Raw genomic sequence first — 24,866 nt, forward strand, 5'->3', positions numbered from 1 at the left:
TGGGCGGGGCGCAGACCCCGCGGAGCAAGCCTGAGAGGAACACACTGTGAGTCATTTACTGGATCAACTGCGGTTTTTCAACCGCAAGCAAGGCGAGTTTTCCGAGGGGCACGGCGAGACCCGCAAGGAGTCCCGCGACTGGGAGAACGTCTACCGCTCCCGCTGGCAGTACGACAAGATCGTGCGCTCCACCCATGGGGTGAACTGCACCGGCTCGTGCTCGTGGAAAATCTACGTCAAGAACGGCCTGATCACCTGGGAAACCCAGCAGACCGACTACCCGCGCACCCGTAACGACCTGCCCAACCACGAGCCGCGTGGCTGCCCTCGTGGCGCCAGCTACAGCTGGTACATCTACAGCGCCAACCGGCTCAAGTATCCGAAGATCCGCAAGCCATTGCTCAAGCTGTGGCGCGAAGCCCGGTTGACCCTGGCGCCCGTGGAAGCGTGGGCCAGCATCGTCGAAAACAAGGCCAAGGCCGACTCGTATAAAAGCAAGCGCGGCATGGGTGGTTTCATCCGTTCCAACTGGGAAGAAGTCAACGAGATCATCGCCGCCGCCAACGTCTACACCGTCAAGCAATACGGCCCGGATCGGGTGGTTGGCTTCTCGCCGATCCCGGCGATGTCGATGGTCAGCTACGCCGCGGGTTCGCGTTACCTGTCGCTGATCGGTGGCGTGTGCCTGAGCTTCTACGACTGGTACTGCGACCTGCCGCCAGCCTCGCCGATGGTCTGGGGCGAGCAGACCGACGTGCCGGAATCGGCCGACTGGTACAACTCCAACTACATCATTGCCTGGGGCTCCAACGTCCCGCAGACCCGTACCCCCGACGCGCACTTTTTCACCGAGGTGCGTTACAAGGGCACCAAGACCGTGGCGATCACCCCGGACTATTCGGAAGTCGCCAAGCTCACCGACCTGTGGCTCAACCCCAAGCAGGGCACTGACGCGGCACTGGCCCAGGCTTTCAACCATGTGATCTTCAAAGAGTTTCACCTGGACAAGCCCAGCGCCTACTTCACCGAGTACGCCAAGCGCTACACCGACCTGCCGGTGCTGGTGATGCTCAAGCCGATGCTCGGCGTGGCGCCGGGCTCCGGCTACCAGCCTGATCGCTTCCTGCGCGCCAGCGACCTGACCAACAACCTCGGCCAGGACAATAACCCGGAGTGGAAAACCATCGCCCTGGATGCCAGCGGTGAACTGGTTTCTCCCCAAGGCTCCATCGGCTATCGCTGGGGCGAAGAGGGCAAATGGAACATCCTGGCCCGTGAAGGCGGCGAGGGCCGTGAGATCGACCTCAAGCTCAGCCTGATTGGCGATGACGTGGCTGAAGTGGCCTTCCCGTATTTTGCCGGTGAAGCCCAGGAGTACTTCCAGCATGTGGCCGGTGACGCGGTGCAGTACCGCCGGGTGCCGGTGCACAACGTGGTGCTGGCCGACGGCAGCGTGGTGAAAGTCGCCACGGTGTTTGACCTGTCGGCTGCCAACCTGGCCATCGACCGTGGCCTGGGCGGCGCCAACGTCGCCAAGGACTACGACGACGCCTCGGTGCCCGGCACCCCGGCCTGGCAGGAGCAGATCACCGGTGTGAGCCGCGAGAAAGCGATCCAGATCGCCCGCGAATTCGCCGACAACGCCGACAAGACCCGTGGCCGTTCGATGATCATCGTCGGCGCGGCGATGAACCACTGGTACCACATGGACATGAACTACCGTGGGCTGATCAACATGCTCATGCTGTGTGGTTGTGTCGGCCAGACCGGCGGCGGTTGGGCCCACTATGTCGGCCAGGAAAAACTCCGTCCGCAATGTGGCTGGCTGCCCCTGGCCTTCGGCCTGGACTGGAACCGTCCGCCACGGCAGATGAACGGCACCAGCTTCTTCTACGGCCACAGCTCGCAATGGCGCCACGAGAAGATGAGCATGCACGACGTGCTGTCGCCTCTGGCGGATAAATCGCAGTTCCCTGAGCATGCCCTGGACTACAACATCCGCGCCGAACGCGCCGGCTGGTTGCCCAGCGCGCCACAATTGAACACCAACCCGCTGAACATTTGCCGCGATGCTGCTGCCGCCGGCATGGACCCGAAAGACTACGTGGTCAAGTCCTGGCAGGACGGCAGCCTGCGGTTTGCCTGCGAACAACCCGACAGCCCGGAAAACTTCCCGCGCAACATGTTCATCTGGCGCTCCAACCTGCTGGGCTCCTCGGGCAAAGGCCACGAGTACATGCTCAAGTACCTGCTGGGCACCAAGAACGGCGTGATGAACGAAGACATCGGCTTTGGTGGCGAATCCAAGCCGACCGAGGCTGAATGGGTCGACAACGGTGCCATCGGCAAACTGGACCTGGTGACCACCCTGGACTTCCGCATGTCCTCGACCTGCGTGTATTCCGACATCGTCTTGCCGACCGCGACCTGGTACGAAAAAGACGACATGAACACCTCGGACATGCACCCGTTCATTCACCCGCTGTCAGCGGCTATCGACCCGGCCTGGGAGTCGCGTTCGGACTGGGAAATCTACAAGGGCATCGCCAAGGCGTTCTCCGCCATGTCGGTCGGGCACCTGGGTGTCGAGAAAGACCTGGTCACCGTGCCGTTGATGCATGACAGCGTCGGTGAACTGGCCCAGCCGTTTGGCGGCACTGACTGGAAAAGCGCCGGCGTGGCGCCGCAACCGGGCAAGAACGCACCGAACCTGCAAGTGGTGGAGCGCGATTACCCCAACATCTACAAGCAGTTCACCTCCCTGGGCCCGATGCTGGAGAAACTCGGCAATGGCGGCAAGGGCATCAACTGGAACACCGACGATGAAGTGAAATTCCTCGGTGAGCTCAATCACCATGAGGTCGACGCCGGTATCAGCCAGGGTCGGCCGAAGATCGACAGCGCCATTGACGCGGCCGAAGTGATTCTGTCCCTGGCCCCGGAAACCAACGGCCAGGTGGCCGTCAAGGCCTGGGCGGCCCTGTCGAAATTCACCGGCATCGATCACAGCCACCTGGCGCTGTCCAAGGCCCACGAGGCGATTCGCTTCCGCGACATCCAGGCGCAGCCGCGCAAGATCATTTCCAGCCCGACCTGGTCTGGCCTGGAAGACGATCACGTCAGCTACAACGCCGGTTACACCAACGTTCACGAAGCGATTCCATGGCGCACCATCACCGGCCGCCAGCAGTTCTACCAGGATCACCCGTGGATGCAGGCGTTCGGCGAGCAACTGATGAGTTATCGGCCGCCGGTCAACACCCGCACCATCGAAGGCGTCAAGGGCAAGCGCAGCAATGGCGAGACCGAAATCGTCCTGAACTGGATCACCCCGCACCAGAAGTGGGGCATCCACAGCACCTACAGCGACAACTTGCTGATGCTCACCTTGAGCCGCGGCGGGCCGATCGTCTGGCTCTCGGAAATCGACGCCAAGCGCGCCGGTATCGAGGACAACGACTGGATTGAATGCTTCAACGTCAACGGTGCGCTGACCGCCCGTGCGGTGGTCAGCCAGCGGGTCAAGGAAGGCATGGTGATGATGTACCACGCCCAGGAACGGATCGTGAACGTGCCCGGCTCGGAAACCACCAAGACCCGTGGCGGCCACCACAACTCGGTGACCCGCGTGGTGCTCAAGCCCACTCATATGATCGGTGGCTACGCGCAACAGGCCTACGGTTTCAACTATTACGGCACGGTCGGTTGCAACCGCGACGAGTTCGTCGTGGTGCGCAAGATGTCCAAGGTCGATTGGCTCGACGGTTCCAGTGGCGATGATCTGCCGCGTCCACTGCCAACCGATATCGAGGAGAACTGAGATGAAAATTCGCTCACAAATCGGCATGGTCCTGAACCTGGACAAATGCATCGGCTGTCACACCTGCTCGATTACCTGCAAGAACGTCTGGACCAGCCGCGAAGGCATGGAATACGCCTGGTTCAACAACGTCGAATCCAAGCCTGGCATCGGTTACCCCAAAGAATGGGAAAACCAGGACAAGTGGAAGGGCGGCTGGATCCGTAACGCCGACGGTTCGATCAACCCACGCATCGGCGGCAAGTTCCGCGTGCTGGCGAACATCTTCGCCAACCCGGACTTGCCGAGCCTGGACGATTACTACGAACCGTTCGACTTCGACTACCAGCACCTGCACACCGCGCCTTTGGGCGAGCATCAGCCCACCGCACGGCCGCGCTCGCTGGTGTCCGGCAAGCGCATGGAGAAAATCGAGTGGGGCCCGAACTGGGAGGAGATCCTGGGCACCGAGTTTGCCAAGCGGCGCAAGGACAAGAACTTCGACCAGATCCAGGCCGACATCTACGGCGAGTACGAAAACACCTTCATGATGTACCTGCCGCGCCTGTGCGAGCACTGCCTGAACCCGGCGTGCGCGGCGTCCTGCCCGAGCGGGGCGATCTACAAGCGCGAGGAGGACGGCATCGTCCTGATCGACCAGGAGAAATGCCGCGGCTGGCGCATGTGCATCAGCGGCTGCCCGTACAAGAAGATCTATTTCAACTGGAAGAGCGGCAAATCGGAGAAATGCATTTTCTGCTACCCGCGCATCGAAGCCGGGATGCCGACGGTTTGCGCTGAAACCTGCGTCGGCCGCATCCGCTACCTCGGGGTGTTGCTGTACGACGCCGACCGCATCAGCGAAGTGGCGAGCACCGCCAACGAGCACGATCTGTATGAGAAGCAACTGGAGATCTTCCTCGACCCGAACGACCCGGCGGTGATTCGCCAAGCCCTGGCCGACGGTGTGCCGCAGTCGGTGATCGACTCGGCGCAACGCTCGCCGGTCTACAAAATGGCCGTGGACTGGAAACTCGCGCTGCCGTTGCACCCGGAATACCGCACCTTGCCAATGGTCTGGTACGTGCCGCCACTGTCGCCGATCCAGAACGCTGCGGCGGCCGGCACCGTGGGCATGAACGGGGTGATCCCGGACGTCGACAGCCTGCGCATTCCGCTGCGCTACCTGGCCAACATGCTCACCGCCGGCGATGAAAAACCGGTCAAGCGCGCCCTCAAGCGCCTGCTGGCGATGCGTGCCTACAAGCGTTCCGAACAGGTGGACGGCGTGCAGGACCTGCAAGTGCTGGCCGATGTCGGCCTGAGCGTGAACCAGGTGGAAGAGATGTACCGCTATCTGGCCATCGCCAACTACGAAGACCGTTTTGTCGTACCAAGCGCCCACCGCGAAGACGCCATGAGCGATGCGTTCGCCGAACGCTCCGGTTGTGGTTTCAGTTTCGGCAGCGGTTGCAGCGGCAGTACCGACACCAACATGTTCGGCGCCAAGAAGGCCAACCGCCGCGACGTCATCAAAACCGTGCAGTTGTGGGAGGAATGAACATGCGCATTCTCAAGGTGATTTCGTTGCTGCTCGATTATCCGACCGAAACCCTGGTGGCCGGTCGCGACGAGCTGGAGCAGGCGATTGTGCAGGCACGGGAAATCAGCCCGAAGCAGCGCGCTGCGCTGTTCGAGTTGCTGGAACTGATCTGTGGCCAGGACCTGATGGACGGCCAGGAGCACTACGGCGCGCTGTTCGGCCGTGGGCGCTCGCTGTCGCTGCTGCTGTTCGAACACGTCCATGGCGAGTCCCGCGACCGGGGCCAGGCCATGGTGGACATGATGGCCCAGTACGAAGAGGCCGGTTTTGCCATCGGCGTGAAGGAACTGCCCGATTACATCCCGCTGTACCTGGAGTTTCTCTCCACCCGCGAAGACATCGAGGCCCGCGAAGGACTGGCCGATGTGGCGCATCTGCTGGCCTTGCTGGCGGCGCGCCTGGAAGAGCGCGAGAGCGCCTACGCCAGTTGTTTCCGGGCCTTGCTGCAAATCGCCGGGGCCGAGCCCCAGGTAGCGGTGGCCGAGTTGCGTGAGCAGGTCAAGGCCGAGCCACGCGACGACTCCCTCGAAGCCCTGGACAGGATCTGGGAAGAGGAAGCGGTGGATTTCATGAAGGCCGAGCAGCAGGACCGTTGCAGTTCGCTGCCGAGTGCGCCGGGCAAGGCCCGGGACGAAAGCGCGGTGCCGTTGCATTGGGTGGATTTTCAGCATGAAGGACGGGCCGCTGCGCCCGCCGGGGAGGTGGGCAATGTCTAAATGGGATCTGTTGATGTTCGGGGTCTACCCCTATGTCGCCTTGGCGATTTGCCTGATCGGCAGTTGGGCGCGGTTTGACCTGTCCCAGTACACCTGGAAGGCCGGCTCCAGCCAGATGCTGAGCAACCGTGGCATGCGCGTGGCGAGCAACCTGTTCCATGTCGGTGTGTTGTTCGTCCTGGCCGGCCACTTTGTCGGCCTGCTGACGCCGGCGGCGATCTATCACCATGTGTTGAGCACTGAGAACAAACAGTTGCTGGCGATGGTGTCCGGCGGGTTCTTTGGGGTGCTGGGTCTGATCGGTCTGGTGATGCTGCTCAACCGGCGGCTGAGCGACCCGCGAGTGCGCGCCACGTCCAGCATGTCGGACATCCTGGTGTTGGTGGTGCTGCTGGTGCAACTGGTGCTGGGCTTGATGACCATTGTGGCGTCCACCGCCCATATGGACGGTTCGGTGATGGTGATGCTGGCCGACTGGGCACAGAACACTGTGCTGTTGCGTCCGGTGGAGGCGGCCGCGGCCATTGCGCCGGTGGGCTTGGTCTACAAGCTTCATGTGGTACTGGGCCTGACCCTGTTCGTGCTGTTCCCGTTTACCCGTCTCGTCCATATCGTCAGTGCGCCGGTCTGGTACCTGGGGCGTCGTTATCAAATCGTGCGGCAGAAGTTCTAAGGAGACGATCATGGCTAGTGGATGCGGATGTGGCGGCGGTAACGGGGGCAGCGGCGGCTGCGGTTCTTCAGCGAAAGCAGCGCCAGTGACCCCGCCGCTCAGCGATATCGAGCCGGCGGGCGCGGTGCAGTTCGAACCGGCCCAGGCCGGGCCGGTGGCCGGTGAGGAAGCCCCGGCACAATTGATTGCCAGCAGTGAGCAGGAGTGGCCGATCATCAGCGTCAACGGGGTGTCGATCACACCCCAGGCGATGGCCCAGGAGCTGCAGTATCACCCGGCTGAGAGCCGCGAGGATGCGGTCTACCAGGCGGCCCGGGCGTTGGTGATCCGGGAGTTGCTTCAGCAACGCATCGCCGAGCTGGGGCTGGCGTTGCAGGTGGGCGCCGGTGAAAACGAAGAGGAGGCGGCCACGCGGCTGTTGCTCGAGCGTGAGGTGCAGGTGCCGCAATGTGATGAGGCGACCTGCCTGCGCTACTACGAAAGCAATCGGGCGCGCTTTCACAGCGCCCCCTTGCTGGCGGTGCGGCACATTCTGCTCGAATGCGCACCGGACGACGCCGAAGCGCGCGACCAGGCTCACGGCCAGGCCGAAACCCTGCTGCAACGCCTGGACGAGTTCCCCGGTAGCTTTGCCGAACTGGCGTTGAACCACTCAGCCTGCCCGTCCAAGGCTCAGGGCGGCTCGCTGGGGCAGATCAGTAAGGGCCAGACCGTGCCCGAACTGGAGCGCCAGTTGTTTGCCTTGCCGGCGGGCCTGGTGGGCAAACCGCTGGAAAGCCGCTACGGCTGGCATGTGATCAGCATCGATCAGCGTGTCGAAGGCCAACCGTTGCCTTATGAGGCGGTGGCGACGGCGATTCGCACCCAGCTGCAACAAGGCGTGTGGCAGAAGGCGCTGGTGCAGTACCTGCAAACCCTGATCGGTGCGGCGGACATTCGCGGCATTCATCTTCAGGGCGCCGACTCGCCGCTGGTGCAGTGAGCACCGGCTCAATCAGGGGACAGACATGAACGCCGTGTTGCAGGACGGATTTGGGCGCCAGATCGACTATCTGCGGATGTCGGTGACCGATCGTTGTGATTTTCGCTGCGTGTATTGCATGGCGAAAAACATGACCTTCCTGCCGCGCCAGCAGGTGTTGACCCTGGAGGAACTGCACCGATTGGCGCGGTTGTTCGTGGGGCTGGGGGTCAAGAAAATCCGCCTGACCGGTGGCGAACCGCTGATCCGTCCGGGCATCGTCGGGTTGTGTCGCGACATCGCGGCATTGCCCGGCCTGCGGGAACTGGTGATGACCAGCAACGGTTCGCAGCTGGGACGACTGGCCCGGCCGCTGGTCGATGCCGGGGTCAAGCGCATGAACATCAGCCTGGACAGCCTGGATGGCGAGCGTTTTCGGGCGATCACCCGCAACGGCGATCTGGATCAGGTGCTGGCGGGCATTGAAGCGGCGAAGGGCGCAGGGTTCGAGCGGATCAAGCTCAACTGCGTGGTGATGAAAGGGCGCAACTTCGATGAAGTCCCGGCGCTGGTGCAGTACGCCATCGAGCAACGCATCGACATCAGCTTCATCGAGGAAATGCCCTTGGGTGAGGTCGGGCGTGCCCGGGGCGAGTCGTTCTGTTCCAGCGATGAGGTGCGGGCGGTCATTGCCAATCATCACCGCTTGCTCGACAGCACCGAAAACAGCGGCGGCCCGGCGCGTTATGTGCGCCTGGAGCAGCACGCGCAGACCCGGATCGGTTTCATTTCCCCCAATACCCACAACTTTTGCGCCAGTTGCAACCGGGTGCGCATGACCGTTGAAGGGCGGTTGCTGCTGTGCCTGGGACAGGAAGATTCTCTGGACCTGCGCAGTTTGTTGCGGCGCTATCCGCTGGACGATCAACCGCTGATCCAGGCGGTACAACAGGCGCTGCGCGGCAAACCCCTGCGTCACGACTTCAACCCTGGCGGGGAAGTGCAGATTGTGCGGTTCATGAACATGAGTGGTGGGTGAGCCTCAGCGCAGATGTTGAATGGACCGCCGTTATCGCGAGCAGGCTCGCTCCCACAGGGATTTGTGGTGTACGCAGAAAGAGCAGACACCTGAAAACCCATGTGGGAGCGAGCCTGCTCGCGATGGGTTATACCGGTCAACATCTCAAGCGGCTGATCCACCCTCGATTCTTGATATCGATCAATTGCAACCCTCACTTTTGGTCGTACTCTCCACTGCATATTGTGTTTGAAGATTGTTAATTATCTATATGTAGTGTCTGGAGCCAAAATGCAGAGCACGTTGATCTCAGTAGGCTGTAACCGCTTGCACAAGCGCGATGGCAGTGTGGTTGCCTTCGACGCGGACAAGATCCGCCAGGCGCTGATCGCCGCCGGCAAGGCCACCGGCGAATACGCTGAGGGGGAGGCTGAAGGGTTGCTGGAAGCGGTGCTGACGCGATTGGAAGGACAGACGCGCTTGAGCGTCGAGCAGATCCAGGACCGTGTCGAGCGAGTACTGATGGACGCCGGTTTCTTTCTGGCCATGCGTGCCTATATCGTCTACCGCGAGCAACATGGACGCCTGCGCCGGGATCGTCGCACCCTGGTGGAAGTCGCCACCTCGATGAACGAATACCTGGACCGCGAAGACTGGCGCGTGCAGGCCAATGCCAACCAGGGTTACTCCCTCGGTGGGCTGATCCTCAACGTATCGGGCAAGGTCACCGCCAACTATTGGCTCGACGAGGTCTACAGCCAGGCCATCGGCCAAGCGCACCGCGAGGCCGACCTGCATATCCACGACCTGGACATGCTCGCCGGTTACTGCGCCGGCTGGTCGCTGCGCACGCTGCTGCACGAAGGCCTCAATGGGGTGCCGGGACGGGTTGAGGCCGGGCCGCCCAAACATTTGAGCAGCGCCTTGGGGCAGATGGTGAATTTCCTCGGCACGCTGCAAAACGAATGGGCCGGTGCCCAGGCGTTCAGCTCGTTCGACACCTACCTGGCGCCGTATGTGCGCAAGGACAGACTCAGCTATGACGAGGTCCGCCAGTCGTTGCAGGAGTTCATCTACAACCTCAACGTCCCGTCACGCTGGGGTACGCAAACACCTTTTACCAACCTTACGTTCGACTGGGTCTGCCCGGAGGATCTGCGCGAACAGATTCCGGTGATCGGTGGCGAGGAGATGCCGTTCGCCTACGGTGATCTGCAAGTGGAAATGGAATTGATCAATCGCGCCTACATCGAGGTGATGCAGGCCGGTGATGCAAAGGGCCGGGTGTTCACTTTCCCGATCCCGACCTACAACATCACCCATGACTTCCCATGGGACAGCGAGAACGCCGACCGCTTGTTCGAGATGACCGCCCGCTACGGTCTGCCGTATTTCCAGAACTTCCTCAACTCGGACATGCAACCCAACCAGGTGCGCTCGATGTGCTGCCGCCTGCAACTGGATGTGCGCGAGTTGCTCAAGCGCGGAGGAGGCCTGTTCGGCTCGGCGGAACAGACCGGCTCACTAGGTGTGGTGACGATCAACTGCGCACGCCTGGGCTACCTGTACAAAGGCGATACCAGCGCATTGCTGCAACGCATCGATACGCTGATGGAACTGGCGAAGGAGAGCCTGGAGGTCAAGCGCAAGGTCATCCAGCACCACATGGACGCCGGGCTGTACCCGTACACCAAGCGCTACCTGGGCACCCTGCGTAATCACTTCTCCACCATCGGCGTGAACGGCCTGCACGAAATGCTGCGCAATTTCACCGATGACCAGCAAGGCCTGCATACCGAGCAAGGCCGGGCATTCGCCCTGAAACTGCTGGATCACGTGCGCGCCACGCTGCTGCGCTTTCAGGAAGAAACCGGCCACCTCTACAACCTGGAAGCCACCCCTGCCGAGGGCACCACCTACCGTTTCGCCAAGGAAGACCTCAAGCGTTACCCCGATATCTTGCAGGCCGGCAGCCCGATCGCCCCGTATTACACCAACTCGTCGCAGTTGCCGGTGGGCTTCACCGACGATCCGTTCGAAGCCTTGGAGCTGCAAGACGAACTGCAATGCAAATACACCGGCGGCACCGTGCTGCACCTGTACATGGCCGAGCAGATTTCCTCCACACAGGCCTGCAAGCAGCTGGTGCGCAAGGCCCTGGGACGCTTCCGGCTGCCGTACCTGACCATCACGCCGACGTTTTCCATCTGCCCGGTCCACGGCTACCTGGCCGGCGAACATGAGTTTTGCCCCAAATGCGACGAGGCCTTGCTGTTGCAACAGCAGTTGGCAGGCAGCGTTCACTGATCCGATCCATCGACCGCAAGGAGCTTCATCCATGAACGCATCACAATCTCTTCCGCAGGCACAGCGTCAACGTTGCGAAGTCTGGACCCGCGTGATGGGTTATCACCGTCCGGTGGCGGCCTTCAACCCCGGCAAACAGTCCGAGCATCGCGAACGGGTTCACTTCACTGAAAGCGCGGCCGGGCGTCCATGAGTCGAGCGCTACGGGTTGGGGGCATGGTGCCCCTGACCACCCTCGATTATCCGGGCCAACTGGCTTGCGTACTGTTTTGCCAGGGCTGCGCCTGGCGTTGTCGTTATTGCCACAACCCGCAACTGATCCCGCCGCGCGGCAGCGAAGAGGTGGATTGGTGTCGGGTGTTGGCATTTTTGCAACGTCGCCAGGATCTGCTTGACGCCGTGGTGTTCAGTGGTGGTGAGCCGACCCTGCAGGACGGCCTGGCGCCAGCCATGGAGCAAGTGCGGCAGATGGGTTTTCGCATCGGCCTGCACAGCGCCGGCATCAAACCGGCGGCCTTCGCCAAAGTGGTCGGGCAAGCCGACTGGGTTGGCTTCGACATCAAGGCCTTGCCCGAAGACGCCCTGGACGTGACTCGGGTTCATGGCAGCGGTGCCGCCAACTGGCGCAGCCTCGACTATCTGCTGGCCAGCGGCGTGGATTATGAATGCCGGACCACCGTGCATTGGCATTTGTTCGATCCCGAACGGTTGTTGACCCTGGCTCGCCGCCTGAGCGAGCAGGGCGTCACGCGTTTCGCTGTGCAACTGGTGCGCACGGCCCGGATGCTCGACCCCCATCTTTCCAGTGTTTCGGCACAGGCCTTGCAGCCGGAGTTGTGGGCCGCCATGCGCGAGTTGTTTCCCTCGTTCGTTTTACGCAGTTGACCGTCCCCGGGGATGAACGACCGACAGCGGTTCGGGATCGCCGGGCCGCTCTTTTTTATGGCTTTTTTTATGGTTTTCAAATGCGCTGCCAATCGGCAGGTAGTTGAACAGGGAGCATTTGATATGACCAGACTCACCACTGCCCACCGTATCGTGATCGGTTTTGCCATCGCGCCACTGGCGTTGATCGCCCTGGCGTTATACGCCTTGAACGACCTGGCCACGCTGCGCGACCAGACGGTGCAAATCGTCAGACAGGATTGGCCGAAGATCGACCCGATCATGGTGATCGCCACGGGTGTGCGCGATAACGCCAGGAACACCCGGGACCTGTTGATCGACAAGAACAACGCGCAGGTCCAGCAATCGATCGACATGACCCGGCAACGTATTACCCAGGCCTTTACCACGCTGGAGCCGCTGTTCGACCAGCCGGAAGGCAAAGCGGCGTATGCGGCACTGAAGAAGCACCGTGAGGCGTACGTGGCCGCGTTCGTTCAGGTGCAGGCGTTGATTCGCCAGGGAGCCACGGACGACGCGATGACGCAACTCAAGCAGGGCGTGATGCCGGCCGAGCTTGAGGTCTACAAAAGCCTGGAAGGGCTGATGGCGATGCAGGGCCGGTTGTTTGTCGAGCGTGAACAGCTGGCCCAGGCGCGCTACAGCGACGCGCGGCGCAACATGCTGACACTGGTGCTGGCCTGCCTGGCCCTGGTCAGTACCGTTGCGGTCCTGGTGACCCGCAGCGTGACCCGTCCGCTGGGTGGCGAGCCCGATGATGCGGCGCGGGTGCTGAGCCAGATTGCCCAAGGCGACTTGACGATCCGCGTGCCGCTGGACGCCGGGAGTGCAAACGACAGCGTAATGAGCAACATGCATGACATGCAGCAGAGCCTCAACAGCATGGTCCGGCACATTGCGGCTTCGGTGGATCGGGTGGCCAGTTCCTCCGAAGAGCTGAGTGCGGTGAGCAGTCAGACCAACAGCACCCTGGAACTGCAAGGCCAGGAAATCGAACAGGCCGCGGCGGCCGTGAACCAGATGACGGCGGCGGTGGACGAAGTGGCGCGCAATGCGGTGAGTACCAGCGAAGCCTCGCGGATTTCCGAGCAAACCGCCCAGCGCGGTCGTGAGCAGGTTCAGGAGACCGTTGCTTCGATCAGCGCATTGGCGCTTGGGGTGACGGACTCTTCGGGACGCATCCAGCAGTTGGCAGGCAGGGTCGAGCACATCAGTTCGGTGTTGGACGTGATCCGCGGCATTGCCGATCAAACCAATCTGCTGGCCTTGAACGCCGCCATTGAAGCAGCCCGCGCTGGCGATGCCGGGCGTGGTTTTGCCGTGGTGGCCGACGAAGTCCGGGCACTGGCCCATCGCACCCAGGATTCGACTCGGGAAATCGAGGAGATGATCGGCAACATCCGCCAGGACAGCGAGCACGCCGTGACCGCCATGCAAAGCAACAGCGAACTGGTGCAGACCACTTTGCAAGTGGCCCGCCGCTCCGGCGATGCCCTGGATGAAATCGCCCGTTCGATCTCGCAGATCAACGAGCGCAATCTGATGATCGCCAGCGCCACCGAAGAACAGGCGCTGGTAGCCCGAGAAGTGGACCGTAACCTGGTGGGTATTCGCAACCTGTCCGAACAGGTATTGCTCGGGGCCCGGCATACTGATACCGCCGGTCAGGACCTGGCGCAGATGGCCGGCTCACTGCATGAGACCGTTGCGCGGTTCAAGGTCTAGGCCAGCCCCGCGTCAGCTGTTGTGAACCACACAAATCCACCGTGGGAGCAAAGCTTGCTCGCGAGGCGTCTGCACAGCCAACACCGCTCAAACTGACCCACCGCGATCGCGAGCAAGCTTTGCTCCCACAGGGTTTTGCGTCGTTCCAAGGTATCGTGAACGTTAGCGATCCGCTGTGGGAGCAACGCTTGCACTGCGTGTTCACCATCCCCAGAACTGCAACCACCAGCCATAACCCACCAGGCCATTGGCCAATACCAGGCAGGCCATTGCGAGGGGCCGGCGGGTTGCATGTTCCAGGCGCTTGTAGCCCAGCCACAGACTCCAGGCGATTGCCGCGACCAGCAGCGCGGCCCGAGCCGGTTGTACCCAGTCGAGCAACAACCCTTCATAGCGCAGCAGTTTGACGGTGGTGGCCGACAAGCCGAGGAACAACCCTGCACCGCCGAGGGGCGTCAGGGTGATGGCCAAGGGCCAATACTGTGCAGGATCGCCCGAGAGTCTTGCCGCCAGGCGCATCAACAGCAGCAGCGACGTGCCCAACAGCAAGGCACTCATGCCCAGATAAGCGACGATGCAAAAGCCATCTAGCCAACTGAAGCTGTCATTAAGCTGCGGATAGTGGGTCAGCAACCACCAAGGGGCGTTGTCTTGCAACGGCCAGAACAGCTCATGGGCGACCAGCCATTGGGCCAGGCTCTGCTTCATGGCAATGAACCAGGGGCTGACGGTCCACTGAAAAGCCCCCATGGCCAGGCCAATGACGCCGAACAACAACAAGCGCGCGTCCCAAGGCGAAAGGGTGGTTGCGCTCGAGTGAAGGATTTCCTCGTTACTGGAACGGGCTATCAGGCGTACCGCATCGCGCTGGCCGCTGCAGCGACCACAGGCGTGGCAATCGGCGGCACCGCGCATCCGGCGAATGTCCAGCAATGGCGCGCAGTTGGGAGGCGGTCGGCGCGGCGCGGGGTTTTCCAGCCAGCGTTGCTCGTCCACCTGGAAGTGCACCGGTGCCAGGCGAGCAAGCAGGGCGAAGACGCCACTGACTGGACACAGGTAGCGGCACCACACTCGCTTGCCTCGGGCGAACAGCAGGCCAACGATCACCGCTGCGACCGTCGAGCCCCCCAGGATCAACAGCGCCGCCTGGGCATAGTCATAGACGCTGATCAACTGCCCATAGATCGTGGTCAGGCAGAACGCCAGGGTCGGCCAGCCGGCCCAGCGCACCCCGCGTGGCACGCCCAGGCCTTTGCCATACTGGCTGGCCCATTCACTCAAGGCACCTTCAGGACACAGCACGCCACACCAGAGTCGACCGAACAGCACAATCGACAGCAACACGAAAGGCCACCAGATGCCCCAGAACAGAAACTGCGCCAGCAGCGTGAGGTTGTCCAACAGCCGAGCCTGACTGCTGGGCAATGGCAACAGCGCCGGCACCACCAGCAGCACCGCATAGAACAGCACCACCGCCCACTGCACGGCGCGAATGGTTGCGCCGTGGCGCCGCATGCCGTCGCCCAGGCGTTGCAGCCAGAGGTTCAAGTCGGACATGGCAGCGTTTGCGCTTTGCGTGGCCGCAGCCAGCCGGCAACCCCCAGCCAATAGCCGAGCCACACCAGCAAGGTCATGGCACTGGGACTGGCTCGATAGCCGGTGAAATCCGCCAGGAAACCACCCAGGCCGTGACCGTCATTCAATACCGCGCTGCTGTCCCAGAGCGCGTCGCCGATGCCTTGGTAGACCACTTCGGGCCAGTCCATCGCCAGCAACTGACCGCTGATCCGCTCAATGCCGCTGACCAGCAGCGCTGCCCCCAATAACAACAGAATGGTTTCGCTGATGGCAAAGAAACGCGGCCATGAGATGAACCGTCGACTGCCGTGCAGCAAGACGATGGTCAGCAGCGCCAGCAGCAGGCCGGCCACCGCGCCCACGGCGAACAAGCCCAGTGGCGCCCCTTGCAGACGCGCCCCGGCGCCATACAGGAAGACCACGGTTTCACTGCCTTCGCGGCTGACGGCCAGCAGCGCCAACACCATCAGCCCCCATCCACCTTGGCGGCTGAAACGATGGTCGGCGTGACGCACCAGATCCTGTTTCAACGTCCCGGCGTTTCGGTGCATCCAACCGACCATTTGCACGATCAGCAGACTGGCGACCAGCGCCAACGCCGCCTGGAACCATTCATTGGCCGCGCCGCTCATGGCTTCGCCGGCCAACAGAATCAGACCGGCCAAGATGCCCGACAACAGCAAACCCAGCGCCACGCCAGCCCACACGAACTGCAACAAGCGACCGGCCTGTTGCTGCCGGCTGACCCAGGCCTGGAGTATGCCGATTACCAACAGCGCCTCGACGCTTTCGCGCCAGACAATAAACATGGATTGAGTCATGCAAACACCTCCTGTTCGCCGACTACTGGGCGAGGATGCCGCCCTCGGGCAGTTGCGGGTTGAATTCATCGAAAAACGGATAGTGCCCGGGGCGCAGCGGGTGAATGACGACAAACGTGGTAACGCCGGGCGACAGGACCTTTTCCACCCGCAGGGGCGTGCTCTCGAATTCCGCCGGACCCTGGCCGACGTTTTTCAGCACGATCTTGAAGCGCTGCCCGGCCGGTACTTCCAGCAGCGGCGGGGTGAAATGGCCGTCGCGCATGCTCAACTCGTAAGTAAGCAGTTGGGCATGGGCGATTGAAGGCAACAGCAAGCCGGCCAGCACCCACCCGGCCAGCTGTCGCGCTGTTCGGCTCGTTGAACGACGCATCTTCAATACCCGCCTTTTTTGCCAATCCCGGCGTAGACGAATTCGTAATGCAGTTCACAGCGCTCGAACCACGGTGCCACGCCGGTTTCCTTGTCGGTATGACGGCCGAGGGAGCCATGGCCGCCGGGCGGCAGGACGGTGAAGGTCAATTGGTATTTGCCGGGGCCCAGCAGCTTGACGTTGTCGCCATAGTGCGGCCCGTCATTGGCCACCATGGCGTGGAAGTCGCCCTTGAGCGGGGTGTCGTTGCCTTGTTTTTTCAGTTGGAACGACACGTTGAGGTAGGGCACGAAGCTGCCCTCCTGGAAACCTTGCTGGTTGTCGGCCGTGGCCCTGATATCGGCCTCCAGGTGAACGTCAGACTCGGCGGTTGGGCGCATCATGCCGGCCGGGGCCATTTCGATCGGTTGCAGGTACACTGCGCCGACCTCCAGGCCCGGGCACATTTGCGGTTCGCCAATGGGGTATTCCTTGGCCTGGGACAGAGGGGCGAGAAACAGCAGGGCGAGAGGCAGCGGAGCGAGGGTACGCATGGGAAGACTTCCTGAGGACTAAGGGATGGCCGAGTCTAGGAAGCTTTGCTGCGAATAATAATGATTCTTGTCAATTTTCGGGGCATTTAACCCGCCAGGAACGCCGATACCGTCATGCCGGTGGTTCTTGATCGATATCAAGGGCACTTCGGCCCTGACACGCTAGGGTACAGGCACACCCATCGGCTATACGGGGGCGTCATGGCAAAGCCTTTTCCAATCAGTCCGAAACATCCCGAGCGCATTTGCTGGGGCTGCGACCGCTATTGCCCGGCCAGTGCCCTGGCGTGTGGCAACGGCGCGGATCGAACCATGCACCCGGCCGAAATGATCGGGGAGGATTGGTACCTGCATGGTGATTGGGGGGTGGAGTTGGTGGACATTAGCGCCAAGGTCATCGATCCAAGCGCCACTCACCCGAAGGAATGAAGTGAACCTGTGGCGAGGGGATTTATCCCCGCTGGGCTGCGTAGCGGCCCCAAGATTTGCGGTCGCTGCGCAACCGAGCGGGGATAAATCCCCTCGCCACATTAACGCCCATTTTCCCGGACAGGGGATCACAACTTCGGCAACTGTCCGATCCGCCCCATCATCTCGGTCACGATCTGCAGGTCCAGAAGAAACTGCTCGACCGTCTTGAACTCGTTGTCGTTATGCCCGGTGTACTTGACGTCGGGCATGGCCAGGCCGAACTGCACGCCGTTGGGCAAGTCATGAACCGAAGTGGCGCCAGCGGAGGTGCCGTACTTGTGCTCCATGCCGAGGTTTTCGCTGGCCACGGCCAACAGTGCCTTGACCCATTCACCGTCCGGGTTGCGATACATCGGCTCATCGATTGAATAATCGAACGCCACGGCGACCTCCGTCTTCTTGCTCCAGGCGGCCAGTTTGTCGGTGATTTCAGCCTTGATCGCTTCCGTCGGCTTGCCCACCGGCACGCGCAGATTGACGGCCAGCTTGAAGACTTTGTCATCCATGCCGACATACGTCAGGGAAGCGGTCAGCGGCCCCATGAAGGCGTCGGAAAAGCCAATCCCCAGTTTGCTTCCCAGGTAGTCCAGGCCCCAGTTGTCGGCGGCATAGCGGGCGGCATCGGTGATGTGGTTGTGCTTGAGCGCAACCTTGCCCTCGAGGCTGTTGATGAAGTCCAGCATCCTCGCCACCGGGTTGACCCCGGACTCTGGTTCTGAGGAATGGGCGGAGACGCCGGTGAAGGTCAGTTTGACGTCCTTACCGACGACCGCGGTGGTCACCTGGAAGTCGCCGCCATTGCCCTTGGCATATTCGGAAGCGGCTTTTTGCAGCGTCGCGGCCAGTTCAGCAGGCTGATCGCCCACGAAGGTAGCGACCGATGTGGACGGAATCTGATTGGTGGCCAGGCCACCGGTCATCGCCGTGATCTCAGCGCCTTTGCCCTGGGCCGCACGCCGGGCGAAGTTGGCCATGACGGTGCCATAGCCTTTTTCGGCAATCACCACCGGGTAGCCGCCATCCAGCGCCAGGTTGTAGTTGGGGGTTGGGTTGCGCTCGAAGTAATAGGGGATGGCGTCGCCGGTGGTTTCCTCGGTGGTGTCTACCAGCAGTTTGAAATTCCTCGCCAGCGGCAGGTTTTCTTCCTTGATGATCTTCATGGCGTACAGCGCCACGACAATGCCGTTCTTATCATCTTCGGTGCCCCGCCCGTACATGCGGTCGCCCACCAGGGTGACCTTGAACGGATCCAGACGAGTGCCGTCTTTCAATACCCAGTTTTCCGGGGTCACCGGCACGACGTCGGCATGGGCGTGAATGCCCACGACTTCGTCGCCACTGCCATGCAGTGAAATCTCGTAGACGCGGTTGTCGATGTTGCGAAAGTCCAGGTTGAAGGCTAGGGCAAGGCGCTTGATCTTGTCCGCGATCTTGAGGAACTCGGGGTTCTCGTGCTGGGCAACACCGTCCTTGCGAAAGGTCGGGATCGCCACCAGTTCGCGCAGGGTTTCGGTAGCGGCGTTGCCGTATTTCACCCGTGCATAGAGGCCGAGCAGACGATGAATTTCGTTCTGCTGCTCAGCCGTAAGGGGTTTGTTGTCGAGGAACGTGCTGATGGCCGGGCCGAGCTTGGCGGTTTCGGCCAACTCACTCCTGGCCACATTTCCCAGGAACTGCCTGAAGTCGGTGACGGAGGTGTCAGCGAGGGTTTTGACGAGGGACGAACTCTGTTGCGCAGTGATGTTGGCCAAGGCGGGTGGGGTGATCGACGCCAGGCTGGACAGCAGCAGGGTGCTCACGGCCAGGTGCTTGAGGGATAAGTTCATTGGTAGAGGCATTCCTTTGCAGACGGTGGGAAAGAAGTGACTGATTGATGGAACACTCACTTACAACCTAGCACCGAGAAGGACCTGCCGGGAGTTTTGTAATCAACATTAATGCATGCCGATCCATTGCTATCGCGAGCAGGCTCGCTCCCACAAGGGATTAGGGGTGGTCACACGATCTTGTGTCCACTTTGCAATCCCTGTGGGAGCGAGCCTGCTCGCGATAGCTTAATGCGGCGCGCGAGGGATCGTCTTGAGCAGGTCTTCCGGGCTGATGTGACCGACGATGGGCTCCGCGCTGCTGCCCGGCAGCGGCAGGTCGAGGATGTGCCCCTTGATCTTGCCGACCACATGCATCTCGCAGGGTTTGCAGTCGAACTTCAGCGTCAGCACCTCGTCACCATGGATCAACTGCATCGGCGCAACCTTGGTGCGCACGCCGGTGACGCCCTTGGCCTGCTTGGGACAGAGGTTGAACGAGAAACGCAGACAGTGCTTGGTGATCATCACCGGTACTTCACCGGTTTCTTCGTGGGCTTCGAACGCCGCATCGATCAGTTTCACACCGTGGCGATGATAAAAATCCCGGGCCTTCTGGTTGTAGACGTTGGCCAGGAACGACAGGTGCGACTCCGGGTACACCGGCGGTGGATTGGTCTCGGCCTTGCGCCCCCCTCGGGGATGGGCCTCGACACGGGCGGTGGTCAGGGCTTCGATGACTTCGCGGCGCACCGCCTTGAGCTGCGAGTTGGGAATGAAATACGCCTGGGGCGCATCCAGCTCGATGGCGGTGGCGTGGTACTCGGTGGTGCCCAGTTGGCCGAGCAGGTCGTGCAGTTGCTCCAGCGCCTGCTCCGGCTTGTTCGCCAGGCCGAATGGCCCGTCCAGGCTGACGCTGGCGCTGACGCCTTCCTCGCTGGTAGCAGTCAGCTCCAGGCGCTCTTCACGCAGGCGTGCGACCCAGGCAACGCCCACCCGGCGCTCGGCGGAGGTCTTGAGCAGCGCTTGCTGCCAGTTGTGGTCCAGGTTACGACTCAGCGGGTGGTTGGGGCGTAATGTGTGCAACCCTGCCGGCATTTCATTGGGCTCGACGCGGTAGCGGTAACGCTTCTGGCCGTCTTCCTCGAATTCGCCCTTGGGCTCGGCGATGTTGGCGCGAAAACCCACCACTTCACGCTTGACCAGCACGTTGAGGCCATCGCCGTTGGACAGCGGATCAAAGGTCACGACTTGCAGGTCGCGCTTGCCGACTTTCTCCACCACGCCCACCGGCACGCCGGTAAAGGTCGGGGAATCGAAGGCGCCGATGTCGATCTTGCGCTCGCTGACGAAGTAGTCGGTGCTGCCGCGGTGGAACGTCTTCTCCGGGTCGGGCAGGAAGAAGTGCGCGGTGCGACCGCTGGAGGCGCGGGCCAGGTCCGGACGGTCTTCGAGGACATCGTCCAGGCGCTGGCGGTAGTAGGCGGTGATGTTCTTCACATAGCCCATGTCCTTGTAGCGTCCTTCGATCTTGAACGAACGCACACCGGCTTCCACCAGGGCGCGGATGTTGGCGCTCTGGTTGTTGTCCTTCATCGACAGCAGGTGCTTCTCATAGGCAACCACCCGGCCCTGATCATCCTTGAGGGTGTAGGGCAGGCGACAGGCCTGGGAGCAATCACCACGGTTGGCGCTGCGGCCGTTCTGGGCGTGGGAGATATTGCATTGGCCGGAAAACGCCACGCACAGCGCGCCGTGGATAAAGAACTCGATGGCCGCGTCGGTTTCGTCGGCGATGGCGCGGATTTCCTGCAGGTTCAACTCCCGCGCCAGTACCAGTTGGGAGAAACCGGCCTGATCAAGGAACTTTGCCCGTGCCAGGGTACGGATGTCGGTCTGGGTGCTGGCGTGCAGTTCGATCGGCGGGATGTCCAGTTCCATCACCCCTAGATCCTGGACGATCAACGCATCGACACCCGCATCGTACAACTGGTGGATCAACTGGCGGGCCGGCTCCAGTTCGTTGTCATGCAGGATGGTGTTGATCGTGGTGAACACCCGGGCGTGGTAGCGATGGGCGAACTCCACCAACCGGGCGATATCACTCACCTCGTTACAGGCGTTGTGACGCGCGCCGAAACTCGGGCCACCGATGTACACGGCGTCAGCGCCATGCAGGATGGCCTCGCGGGCGATGGTCACGTCGCGGGCGGGGCTGAGCAATTCCAGATGATGTTTGGGCAAGGACATTTGTTTTTAGTCAGGCTGATCACGGTCGAAGCGCGCATTGTAGCCGCCAGGCGCCCGGCCGGCACCTGTGGACTTGGATTTGCGCGATATGACCGATATGCGGCTTCGCCCCGTGGGTCATCCCGGCGAAGCATCAGGGCTGCACCAGCGGTTTCTCCCGGTGTTTTTTGCCAGATACAAGAACGCATCAGCGGCCTTGATCAGCATGGCCGGGGTCACGTCCTCGATGCTTGGCCGGCAGGTGGTGATGCCCGCGCTGGCGGTGACCAGGCCCAAGGGATGGTCGCCGTGTTCGATGTTCAGCGCCCTGATGGACTCCAGAATCTCTTGTGCGATCGTGGCGGCCCCCGCGCTGTGGGTGTCGGGCAGCAAAATGGTGAATTCTTCACCCCCGTAGCGCACCGCCAGGTCGCCGGGCCGTTTGATCGCTTGCTGGATCGCCCCCGCGATCGCGCGCAGACAGTCGTCCCCGGCAGCATGGCCGTATTTGTCGTTGTAGCGTTTGAAGTAATCGACATCAAGCATGATCAAGGCCAAGGAGGCGTGCTGACGCCTGGCCCGGCGAATCTCATCGGCCAATGCAATGTCCAGCCGTCTGCGGTTGCCCAAACCGGTCAGGCTGTCGGTCAGTGCCATGTCCCGCATGGTTTGGTGGGCGCTGCGAATCTGTTTCTCCATGGTCATTCTGTAGCGCAACTGGCTCAACACGATCAGCCCAAAGCCGACGAGTATCACGATCAGGAATATCAGTACGAAGCCGGTCTTGAGCAGATCGTGACGCCAGGGGGTGATGATCGATTCGCGAGACAATCCGGCCTCGACCACCAGCGGATAAGTGGTCAAGGCTCGGTAGCCATAAATGCGTTCAGTGCCGTCGACGACGGCCCTGGCCTCGGCGACGCCCTGATTGGAGTTGGGCAAGTGGTCACGGAAGATCACGCTATTGACCAGGCTCTTGCCGACCACCGAGGCGACGAAGGGCCGCCGGACCAGAATCGTGCCATCTCGAAGGGCCAGGACCAGGGCTCCCTTGTCGTCGATCTTGAAGTCGCCGTAGTAGTCCACGAAATAGCTGACCTTGACCGTTCCCAGCAACACACCGGCGAACGAGCCGTCAGGATTGTTCAAGCGGCGGGAGATGGGGATGATCAGGTCATTGGTGGATCGGCTCCTGATCACTTCGCCGATCCGCACGCTTCGGTCCTCGTGGGTGCGGTGATACTGGAAGTAGTCGCGGTCGGCATTGTTTGCCGAGTCAGGCGTTGTTTGCTTGTCTGTCACTATCCACTGCCCGTCGGGGCCGTAGATAAACAAACCGTGCAACTGCGGCATGATGGCCGACTGTTGCACCAGCAGCTTATGGATGCGCGGGATGTCGATGTTCTGCAGGCCATCGCCTTCCACTCGCTCGCTGAGTGCTGCGGTCACCACGTCCACTTGCCGGATGGTGTCTTCGGCGTGCTGGGCCGTCGCTCGCGCCAGGTTTGTCACCGAATCGCGGGCCGAGGCAAAGGCAGAGCGATAGTCACGCCATGTTCTCCAGCCTTCAACGGCCAGGAACACCATCACCACCACCAGCATGAAAGTGATGGTGAGCCGCAGGGCAGCTCCGGCCCGCGCTACCTGAGGGGGAAAGGATTCGTCAGCACTTTCTTTCTTTAGCTGCGGCCGTTCACGTCCGAGCATTAACATTTCCTTCTACAGCAGCGCGACTGCGCATTATTAGGGCGCAGGCTACCTTATCCGATAACAGCACGTTAGCTGAAGGATTCGAGGCAGGCACAGATCGCCAAAGCACGGGTGGATATAAAAGGCCATAACTCGCGAATCCACTCAAAAAAGCTGTACAAATCATACTTCATGTACAACTATTGAGCGACCTTCGGCAATCCAGTGATGTTTTTTCAATGGCAAGGTCGTTTGCGTTCAAGAAAAGCCTGAGCCGGTTCATGGCCTGCGTTTTGGTGCTTTACGCCAGCCAAGCTCTGTGCGACTGGCGCACGGTACTGCCTGACGCCCGTCTGGTGGGGCAAGCCGATTATTCCTGGTACGGGTTCGATCTCTACCAGGCCAGGTTATGGAGTGCGACCTTGCAACCCAGCCTGGAAACGCCGCTGGCACTTGAGCTGAATTACCGCCGCACGATCAGCAAGCAAACCTTGGTGCAAGCGAGCATCGAGGAGATGCGCCGAATCGCGGGTAAATCCCTGGACCCAGTACAGCTCGACAGCTGGAGCGATGACATGCGGCGGTCCTTCGTCGACGTCAGGCCAGGCAGTCAAATCACCGGGCTTTACCTGCCCGGCAAGGGTTGCCGCTTTTATGTCGACGGGCGCTTGACCCATGAAGTCGCCGACTCATCGTTCGCTCGAAGTTTCTTCGCCATCTGGCTCGATCCCCGCACCCGGCATCCGGAGTTGCGGCAACAGCTGCTGGGGCTCAATAACGCGCGCGTAGGGGGGCAAACACCATGACTCGGCTAATGGTTGGACTGCTTTTAATGATGAGTTTGACCAGTTGCGGGAACGTGAATGTCGATCGTTATGCCGACCAGCAACCGCAGCTGGATCTGGTGCGCTTCTTCAGTCAGCCAATCAAGGCCTGGGGCATCTATCAAAAACGTTCCGGCGAGGTCATCAAGCGTTTCGAGGTTGAGATATTGAGTCACCGTGAAGGTGAACAGCTGATTCTCGATGAGCGCTTTCTCTACAGTGATGGCAGCCGACAACGGCGCGTATGGACGCTGACCCCCGATGGCCCGGGGCTCTGGCGCGGTCGCGCCGACGATGTGATCGGCGAGGCGCGGGGAGAGGTGGCCGGCAACGCGCTGCGCTGGTGCTATCGATTGAACCTGCCAGTAGACGGATCGACTTACGAAGTGACTTTTGACGACTGGATGTACTTGATGGACGAAGACACGATGATCAACCGCTCGAGCATGAGCAAGTTTGGCGTCGAGTTGGGCCAGGTCACGCTGTTTTTCCGTCGTCAGGGCGGGGGCGCGCCATGAACCTGCAAACCCTGATCGAGCTGGCCATCGAAGGCCGGGTACACGAGCTGGAGTTATGGTCGCTGGAGGGCGGTATCTACGTGTTGCGTGCGCGACTGGACCGCGGGTTTCGTACGTTGCTCGACGACTCCGGACGAACATTGCATTTGCGATCCACCACCCATTTGCGTGAGTTGCTGCGTGACGCGCCGCGGTTACCCTGCATGTTGGTACAGCATGTCGTTCACGACGAAATGTGTGGCCAGCGCGAGGGGCCGATAGAGCCTTTGCGTGTGCCACTTTTTCTGGATGAACCTTGGTAATAATGTTCGCCTGGC

The 24,866-nt window shown here is 61.4% G+C and carries 21 protein-coding genes; 14 read left to right on the plus strand and 7 right to left on the minus strand.

What is annotated here, in order from left to right; all coding sequences use genetic code 11:
- Positions 1-46 precede the first annotated feature (46 nt).
- The 10 genes from CRX69_RS17220 (at position 47) to CRX69_RS17265 (ending at position 13,708) form a co-directional block, all read left to right on the plus strand.
- Positions 47-3,820: a nitrate reductase subunit alpha gene (locus CRX69_RS17220; protein ID WP_047229172.1), complete on the plus strand. Its 3,774-nt coding sequence runs from the start codon at positions 47-49 to the stop codon at positions 3,818-3,820.
- A gap of 1 nt (position 3,821) precedes the next feature.
- Positions 3,822-5,360 carry a nitrate reductase subunit beta gene (gene narH / locus CRX69_RS17225; RefSeq protein ID WP_047229171.1) on the plus strand — a complete coding sequence of 513 codons (1,539 nt, stop codon included), beginning with the start codon at positions 3,822-3,824 and terminating at the stop codon, positions 5,358-5,360.
- 2 nt (positions 5,361-5,362) lie between these two features.
- Positions 5,363-6,118: a nitrate reductase molybdenum cofactor assembly chaperone gene (narJ, locus tag CRX69_RS17230; protein ID WP_047229170.1), complete on the plus strand. Its 756-nt coding sequence runs from the start codon at positions 5,363-5,365 to the stop codon at positions 6,116-6,118.
- On the plus strand, positions 6,111-6,791 hold the full coding sequence (narI, locus tag CRX69_RS17235) for a respiratory nitrate reductase subunit gamma (protein ID WP_107322429.1): 681 nt from the start codon (positions 6,111-6,113) through the stop codon (positions 6,789-6,791). The genes narJ and narI overlap by 8 nt, the downstream gene beginning before the upstream one ends.
- Positions 6,792-6,801: 10 nt before the next feature.
- Positions 6,802-7,773: a peptidylprolyl isomerase gene (locus tag CRX69_RS17240; RefSeq protein ID WP_076384519.1), complete on the plus strand. Its 972-nt coding sequence runs from the start codon at positions 6,802-6,804 to the stop codon at positions 7,771-7,773.
- A gap of 25 nt (positions 7,774-7,798) precedes the next feature.
- Complete coding sequence (gene moaA, locus CRX69_RS17245; protein ID WP_107322430.1) at positions 7,799-8,791, plus strand: GTP 3',8-cyclase MoaA; 993 nt, start codon at positions 7,799-7,801, stop codon at positions 8,789-8,791.
- A 270-nt stretch (positions 8,792-9,061) separates the two neighbouring features.
- Positions 9,062-11,077: a ribonucleoside triphosphate reductase gene (locus CRX69_RS17250; protein WP_047229166.1), complete on the plus strand. Its 2,016-nt coding sequence runs from the start codon at positions 9,062-9,064 to the stop codon at positions 11,075-11,077.
- A 31-nt stretch (positions 11,078-11,108) separates the two neighbouring features.
- Entirely contained in the window at positions 11,109-11,270 is a 162-nt protein-coding gene (gene nrdD, locus CRX69_RS17255) for an anaerobic ribonucleoside-triphosphate reductase (RefSeq protein WP_003182303.1), read from the plus strand.
- Complete coding sequence (locus tag CRX69_RS17260) at positions 11,267-11,962, plus strand: anaerobic ribonucleoside-triphosphate reductase activating protein (RefSeq protein ID WP_047229165.1); 696 nt, start codon at positions 11,267-11,269, stop codon at positions 11,960-11,962. Before nrdD ends, CRX69_RS17260 begins: the two co-directional genes overlap by 4 nt.
- A gap of 123 nt (positions 11,963-12,085) precedes the next feature.
- On the plus strand, positions 12,086-13,708 hold the full coding sequence (locus CRX69_RS17265; protein ID WP_107322431.1) for a methyl-accepting chemotaxis protein: 1,623 nt from the start codon (positions 12,086-12,088) through the stop codon (positions 13,706-13,708).
- Between the two features lie 201 nt (positions 13,709-13,909).
- Here CRX69_RS17265 and CRX69_RS17270 read toward each other — a convergent pair whose 3' ends face one another.
- The 4 genes from CRX69_RS17270 to CRX69_RS17285 are packed head-to-tail and all read right to left on the minus strand — an operon-like array spanning position 13,910 to position 17,013.
- A complete protein-coding gene (locus tag CRX69_RS17270) occupies positions 13,910-15,265 on the minus strand; it encodes a 4Fe-4S binding protein (protein ID WP_107322432.1) in 1,356 nt (451 codons plus the stop codon).
- On the minus strand, positions 15,253-16,107 hold the full coding sequence (locus CRX69_RS17275; RefSeq protein ID WP_107322433.1) for an FTR1 family iron permease: 855 nt from the start codon (positions 16,105-16,107) through the stop codon (positions 15,253-15,255). Before CRX69_RS17275 ends, CRX69_RS17270 begins: the two co-directional genes overlap by 13 nt.
- Before the next feature lie 22 nt (positions 16,108-16,129).
- On the minus strand, positions 16,130-16,480 hold the full coding sequence (locus tag CRX69_RS17280) for a cupredoxin domain-containing protein (protein ID WP_107322434.1): 351 nt from the start codon (positions 16,478-16,480) through the stop codon (positions 16,130-16,132).
- A gap of 2 nt (positions 16,481-16,482) precedes the next feature.
- A complete protein-coding gene (locus CRX69_RS17285; RefSeq protein WP_076384531.1) occupies positions 16,483-17,013 on the minus strand; it encodes an iron transporter in 531 nt (176 codons plus the stop codon).
- Between the two features lie 201 nt (positions 17,014-17,214).
- Between CRX69_RS17285 and CRX69_RS17290 the strand changes: the two genes are divergently transcribed.
- On the plus strand, positions 17,215-17,442 hold the full coding sequence (locus CRX69_RS17290) for a DUF3079 domain-containing protein (protein ID WP_076384533.1): 228 nt from the start codon (positions 17,215-17,217) through the stop codon (positions 17,440-17,442).
- Positions 17,443-17,570: 128 nt separating this feature from the next.
- On the opposite strand, the gene CRX69_RS17300 is transcribed toward CRX69_RS17290, so the two are convergent.
- The 3 genes from CRX69_RS17300 to CRX69_RS17310 all read right to left on the minus strand — a co-directional run bounded on the left by CRX69_RS17300 (position 17,571) and on the right by CRX69_RS17310 (position 23,225).
- Positions 17,571-19,310 (minus strand): dipeptidase, encoded by a 1,740-nt coding sequence (locus CRX69_RS17300; protein WP_107322435.1) that lies wholly within the window; start codon positions 19,308-19,310, stop codon positions 17,571-17,573.
- A 228-nt stretch (positions 19,311-19,538) separates the two neighbouring features.
- Complete coding sequence (locus tag CRX69_RS17305; RefSeq protein WP_076384537.1) at positions 19,539-21,539, minus strand: peptidase U32 family protein; 2,001 nt, start codon at positions 21,537-21,539, stop codon at positions 19,539-19,541.
- Between the two features lie 117 nt (positions 21,540-21,656).
- Entirely contained in the window at positions 21,657-23,225 is a 1,569-nt protein-coding gene (locus tag CRX69_RS17310; RefSeq protein WP_107322436.1) for a sensor domain-containing diguanylate cyclase, read from the minus strand.
- A gap of 221 nt (positions 23,226-23,446) precedes the next feature.
- Between CRX69_RS17310 and CRX69_RS17315 the strand changes: the two genes are divergently transcribed.
- From CRX69_RS17315 to CRX69_RS17325, 3 genes are read left to right on the plus strand one after another with little or no spacing between them, the layout of a single operon-like run.
- Positions 23,447-24,013 (plus strand): chalcone isomerase family protein, encoded by a 567-nt coding sequence (locus CRX69_RS17315; protein ID WP_047229156.1) that lies wholly within the window; start codon positions 23,447-23,449, stop codon positions 24,011-24,013.
- Positions 24,010-24,549, plus strand: coding sequence for a DUF3833 domain-containing protein (locus CRX69_RS17320; protein ID WP_107322437.1), 540 nt, complete (start codon positions 24,010-24,012; stop codon positions 24,547-24,549). The genes CRX69_RS17315 and CRX69_RS17320 overlap by 4 nt, the downstream gene beginning before the upstream one ends.
- Complete coding sequence (locus tag CRX69_RS17325; RefSeq protein ID WP_047229154.1) at positions 24,546-24,851, plus strand: DUF6482 family protein; 306 nt, start codon at positions 24,546-24,548, stop codon at positions 24,849-24,851. Before CRX69_RS17320 ends, CRX69_RS17325 begins: the two co-directional genes overlap by 4 nt.
- The last annotated feature ends 15 nt before the right edge of the window (positions 24,852-24,866 follow it).

Source organism: Pseudomonas rhizophila, from assembly GCF_003033885.1.
Lineage (GTDB): Bacteria > Pseudomonadota > Gammaproteobacteria > Pseudomonadales > Pseudomonadaceae > Aquipseudomonas > Aquipseudomonas rhizophila.